The following is a 4,784-nucleotide window of genomic DNA, read 5'->3' on the forward strand; positions in this document are numbered from 1 at the left end:
GCGGCTGGAAGCTTTTCTTGTTGCCTGTTGACGCTGCATGCGGCCCCATAACACCTATCTCCGCCGCGTCCGCAAAGAAGTCCTATCGGGAGGTCCAATGCCCACCTTGTTCGATCCGATCCAGCTCGGCGACATCGCCGCCAAGAACCGCATCCTGATGTCGCCGCTGACGCGCGGCCGCTCGACCGCCGAGCATGTGCCGACCGACATCATGATCGATTATTACCGCCAGCGCGCCGGTGCCGGCGTGATCATCACCGAAGGGACGGGCGTGAGTCGGCTCGGGCTCGGCTGGCCCAACGCGCCCGGCCTGTGGACCGACGCGCAGGTAGAGGCGTGGAAGCCTGTCACCGACGCGGTGCACGACGCGGGCGGCAAGATCGTCGCGCAGATCTGGCACATGGGGCGGCTCGCGCGGCCCGACGTGACCGGACTGCAGCCGCTGTCGTCCTCGGTGACGCGCGCGCCCTATCACAAACCGGAAAACCCCTATGCCGAGGCGCGCGCCGCAACGCTCGACGACATCAAGCGCGCGCAGGACGAATATGCCAGCGCCTCGCGCAACGCGATCGCCGCCGGGTTCGACGGGGTCCAGTTGCACGGCGCGAACGGCTATCTGATCGACCAGTTCCTGCGCGACAACACCAATTTACGCGACGACGATTACGGCGGCAGCCCGGAAAACCGCATCCGCTTCATGAAGGAAGCGGTGGCCGCGGTGATCGCCGAGGTCGGCGCCGGCCGCACCGCGATCCGCCTGTCGCCCAATGGCGAGACGCAGGGCGCCAACGACAGCGATCCGGAAAGCGTGTTCGTCCCCGCGGCGAAGGCGCTGGACGATCTCGGCATCGGGTTCCTCGAGCTGCGCGAACTCTCGCCGACGGGCACGTTCGGGGCGTCGGACGTACCGAAGCTGAGCCCGAAGATCCGCGAGGTCTTCCGGCGTCCGCTGATCCTCAACCAGGATTACACGTTCGAAGCCGCGGCGGCGGATGTCGCTTCGGGTCTGGCCGACGGCATCTCGTTCGGGCGCAAGTTCATCGCCAATCCCGATCTGGTCGATCGCTTCCGCACCGGTGCGCCGATCGCGCCCGACAATTTCAAGACCTGGTACACGCCGGGGCCGGAGGGATATATCGACTACCCGGCCTATGAGGAGCAGGCGGCGGAATAGCCCCGATCAAATCCTCCCCACATAGTGGCGAGAGGGACCGTTCGCGAAGCGAATGGTGGAGGGGGCGGGCCGCCAGCGAAACCGGTGAGGCGGACCCCTCCACCACGACGCTGGCGCGTCGCGGTTCCCCTCCCCGTAGACGGGGAGGATTGGGATTGCCCCATTTCCCAACCGTCACCCCGGCCTTGTGCCGGGGTCCATCGTGCCTCTTTCCTAACAGCCGGTGGATGCGCGCCGCGGCGGATGCCGGGACGAACCGGCGTGACGGTTGAAAATGTGGGGGTCGCGGCCAGTCAATTCCCGCCTCCTTCCACCCATGCTACACCGCCCGCATGGACGCGGTCGGCATCATCGGGCTCGCAGCCAGCATCAGCCTGCTGAGCGGGTGGCGGCTGTATCTGTGCATCTTCGCGACCGGCCTCGCGATGCATGTCGGCTGCATCGCGCTGCCGCAGCAGCTCCACAGCCTCGACGTGCTCGCCAATTGGTGGGTGATCGGCGTCGCCGCGATCGGCGCGCTGGCCGAATTCTTCGCCGACAAGGTGATGTGGGTCGACAGCCTGTGGGACACCGTCCACACTTTGGTCCGCCCGGTCGGCGGCGCGCTGCTCGCGCTGGCCATTGTCGATCCGCATGACGTGAAATGGCAAGTCATTGCCTTGCTGCTCGGTGGCGGCGCGGCGTTGCTCACGCACGGCGTCAAGGCGGGCACGCGCGCCGCGGTCAATGCCAGCCCGGAGCCGTTCAGCAATATGGCGGTGTCGACCGGCGAGGACGTCGCGACCACCGGCCTGCTCGTCGCCGCGATCGCCAGCCCCTGGGCGGCGGTGGTCATCGCGGTGCTGATCCTGGTCGCGGCGGTCGCGACGCTATTGTTGCTCCGCCATGTCTTCAGGCGGCTGTTCGCGAAGAAGCAGCCGCCCGCGTCGACCTAGCTAAATCCTCCCCATGAAATGGGGAGGGGGACCATTCGCGTAGCGAATGGTGGAGGGGGCGGGCCACAAGCGATGTCGTGGAGTGGGAGGCCCCCCTCCACCACTCGGCTGACGCCGAGCGGTCCCCCTCCCCGCGAACGGGGAGGATTTGATCATCATCTCACCGGCAGCGGACGTTGTTCCTGTCGATCGAATTGCCGACCGCCGCACCCGCCGCCGCGCCGAGCAGGATGCCCAGCGGCTCCGACCGGCCAGAGGTCAGCGCCGCGCCGAGCGCGCCGCCGGCGATGCCGCCGACGATCAGCCCGGTGGTCCCGTCCGACCGGCGGCAATAATAGCGTCCGTCGCGGCCGACATAGATACGGTCGCTGCTGCTCAGCCGGCGCTCGTGATAGCGCGGACTGTCGACATAATATTGGTCGGCATAATAGCCGCTGTAGCGCGGATCGGGCCGGTTCCAGTCGTACTGGCGATAGCTGGCGTAGCCGGGCTCGTCGTCATAGGTCGTGGCACAGCCGCCGGTCGTGGCGATCGCGGCGCCGATCAGCGCCATGGTAAGGATACGCATCGGACTCTCCTCCTGTTGTCCCCGCGCTCCACGCCGACACAATGCGCCGCAGGCCGATTGGTTGCGCGAGCGGAGAAGCGGTTGGCAAATGCCAATCTCCGCTCCGCGCGTGCGGGAGGGGAGATCGGCATCGCCGGCATCTTCAGTGGACCGATGCCGGCTTCAGCGCCTCGCGCTCGGCGTCGGTCGGGATCGCCTCCGGATCGGGCCGGAAATCTTCCGGCGCGCGGTCGGTGCCGGGGCGGGCGGCGTCGAGCGCGAGGTCGGGCGCCTCATGCCCTTCCTCCTCGTCCATCCACGGTGCGCGCGGCATCTTCACCCATCCGCGCCAGATCGCGGCGGCGAGGCCGGCGCCCGCGGCGAGCGCCGCGCCCGCGAAGAGCGAGCGGTTGCGGGTGCGGTGATCGGCCTTGAAGCGGCCGTGGCTGTCGCGGCGTTGTCGGGGATTGGCCATGGTTCGTCTCCCATCGTTGGATTGCCGGGACTCAACGGCGCGCGCCGCGAGCCGTTCCGCGAGATGCCGCATCGCCGGCGCGGACCGCCCCGTCGTCAACCGCGGATCGTGCATTGCTGCTTCTGCCGGCGGTGCCGGTCGAACACCCGGCGCTCGTGCTCCTGCTCGCGCAGCGTCCGCGCGGCACGCTCCGCGGCGGTCTCGCGCGGGCGGCGCAAGGCGGCGAGCGCCAGCGCCAGCTCGGTGGTCGGCTCGACCCCGACCTGACGGCAAACCATCGGCCACATTCGGGCTAGCTCGCTCATGCGGCGATGATTGGCCTGATGCTCGGTCAGCGTGGGCGACGGCGCGAGCTGGCTCGATTGCCAGATCGCGTCGAACACCGTGCGCTCGTGCAGGTCGCCCAGCGCGTAGAGTGTCGCCAGCACCGCGCGGAATTGCGGCGAGGGCGCGGCCGGCGCCGTCGCGCACTGCCGGAGAATGTCGTCGAGCGCGGCGAGGCAGAGGAAGACGAGGCGGTCACGGGCGAGTCGCATTGCACGAACATAACGAGAACATCGTCGTCGGGCGATGATCTCGCGCAAGCGCGCGTCGCGCCGTCGCGAAGTCAGGCCGCCGCGGCCGTGCGCCCCGCACGGTCGGGAAGGGTATTGCCCGTGCTGCGGTCGAGCCCGCGTGCGGCGAGCACGTCGATCAGCGTCGCGCCGATCACGAACGCCGCCGCGCCCCACACCGCCTTGTTGCGCGGCGCGTTCCTCGCCGCCAGGCCGAGCGCGGCGAGATCCATGGCGTCGCCGCCGACGCGGTTCCACATGCCGGTCGCGACCGCCGGCCGCGCCAGCAGATTGACCCCGGCGAGCATTTCCCGCCCGCCGAACGCCTTGATCAACCCTTGCTTGCCGTCCGCTTCCAGCGCCCGCGCGATCCGGCGCGAGGCGAGCAGTTCGGCGGCGCCCAGCGCGATCGAGAACAGGCCCAGGCCGAAGCTAAGTTTCTTGTAATCCATGTTAAATTCCCGTGGCTCGGGTGGAGGTGGCGGGAACGGGTGGGGTGGGAAGGAGGTTCCGGCGCGCCGGCGCGGATTTTGGCGCCGTTACAATCGCGCTCCAGGCGCGCCCGGCCAGCGGCGCCCAGGCGCCGACCGACGACGCGGCTTTGCCGCGGCGGGCCTCGCCATGGCTTGGACGCCCGAGCCCCGAAACCCCGAACGACTTACCCAGGGAAGGAGGGGCGACAGCCTGCCACCCCTCCCCTCATGCTTCGTCGCTTGCCTCCCTCACGGGCTTACGGGATGCGGACCGTGGTGCCGCCACCAGCCCCAGGCCTTGCCGTTGGGGATATTGTCCCCGTCATTGCCTTTGCCGTTACCGTTGTTGCCCTTGCCGTTGCCGGTGGTCTTCTCGGGCTCGCGGTCGCGGATGAAGTCGATATGCAGCATCTTGGCGAGCGAGGATGTCGCCGCGCCCGGCGGTGACGTCGATCCGCCCGGCGGTTGCTTGCCCGGCGATGCGGCCGCCGGCGCCGCCGCCGCGATGGAGAGCGCGGCAGCGAGCAGGGCCAGCCCTGTCGTTGGTTTCATGATACACCTCGTCATCAGGAGCGCCGCCGCCGATCGCGCGCGCCGACCGGCGGCGGCGCGCAAAGAACGCGGGC

General features: G+C 69.1%; 7 protein-coding genes. 2 read left to right on the forward strand and 5 right to left on the reverse strand.

Annotated elements, in window-relative coordinates; all coding sequences use genetic code 11:
• Positions 1-97: 97 nt before the first annotated feature.
• Entirely contained in the window at positions 98-1,174 is a 1,077-nt protein-coding gene (locus ACTHJR_RS17275; RefSeq protein ID WP_440524539.1) for an alkene reductase, read from the forward strand.
• 332 nt (positions 1,175-1,506) lie between these two features.
• Positions 1,507-2,109 carry a DUF4126 domain-containing protein gene (locus tag ACTHJR_RS17280; RefSeq protein ID WP_440524541.1) on the forward strand — a complete coding sequence of 201 codons (603 nt, stop codon included), beginning with the start codon at positions 1,507-1,509 and terminating at the stop codon, positions 2,107-2,109.
• Between the two features lie 160 nt (positions 2,110-2,269).
• On the opposite strand, the gene ACTHJR_RS17285 is transcribed toward ACTHJR_RS17280, so the two are convergent.
• The 5 genes from ACTHJR_RS17285 to ACTHJR_RS17305 all read right to left on the reverse strand — a co-directional run.
• Positions 2,270-2,677 carry a glycine zipper 2TM domain-containing protein gene (locus ACTHJR_RS17285; RefSeq protein ID WP_440524543.1) on the reverse strand — a complete coding sequence of 136 codons (408 nt, stop codon included), beginning with the start codon at positions 2,675-2,677 and terminating at the stop codon, positions 2,270-2,272.
• Between the two features lie 142 nt (positions 2,678-2,819).
• On the reverse strand, positions 2,820-3,131 hold the full coding sequence (locus ACTHJR_RS17290; protein WP_440524544.1) for a hypothetical protein: 312 nt from the start codon (positions 3,129-3,131) through the stop codon (positions 2,820-2,822).
• 95 nt (positions 3,132-3,226) lie between these two features.
• The gene (locus ACTHJR_RS17295; protein ID WP_440524545.1) at positions 3,227-3,667 is read right to left on the reverse strand and encodes a hypothetical protein; all 441 of its coding nucleotides are present in this window, start codon (positions 3,665-3,667) and stop codon (positions 3,227-3,229) included.
• A 71-nt stretch (positions 3,668-3,738) separates the two neighbouring features.
• Positions 3,739-4,137: a hypothetical protein gene (locus tag ACTHJR_RS17300; RefSeq protein ID WP_440524546.1), complete on the reverse strand. Its 399-nt coding sequence runs from the start codon at positions 4,135-4,137 to the stop codon at positions 3,739-3,741.
• 270 nt (positions 4,138-4,407) lie between these two features.
• Positions 4,408-4,784: hypothetical protein (locus ACTHJR_RS17305; protein ID WP_440524548.1), on the reverse strand; the 377-nt coding region annotated here is incomplete at its 5' end.

The organism is Sphingomonas sp. (assembly GCF_051962185.1).
In the GTDB taxonomy this organism is placed as follows: Bacteria; Pseudomonadota; Alphaproteobacteria; order Sphingomonadales; family Sphingomonadaceae; genus Sphingomonas.

Coding starts and splice junctions, on each gene's coding strand:
- ACTHJR_RS17275 (WP_440524539.1), top strand. CDS start 98: ATGCCCACCTTGTTCGATCCGATCCAGCTCGGCGACATCGCCGCCAAG.
- ACTHJR_RS17280 (WP_440524541.1), top strand. CDS start 1,507: ATGGACGCGGTCGGCATCATCGGGCTCGCAGCCAGCATCAGCCTGCTG.
- ACTHJR_RS17285 (WP_440524543.1), bottom strand. CDS start 2,677: ATGCGTATCCTTACCATGGCGCTGATCGGCGCCGCGATCGCCACGACC.
- ACTHJR_RS17290 (WP_440524544.1), bottom strand. CDS start 3,131: ATGGCCAATCCCCGACAACGCCGCGACAGCCACGGCCGCTTCAAGGCC.
- ACTHJR_RS17295 (WP_440524545.1), bottom strand. CDS start 3,667: ATGCGACTCGCCCGTGACCGCCTCGTCTTCCTCTGCCTCGCCGCGCTC.
- ACTHJR_RS17300 (WP_440524546.1), bottom strand. CDS start 4,137: ATGGATTACAAGAAACTTAGCTTCGGCCTGGGCCTGTTCTCGATCGCG.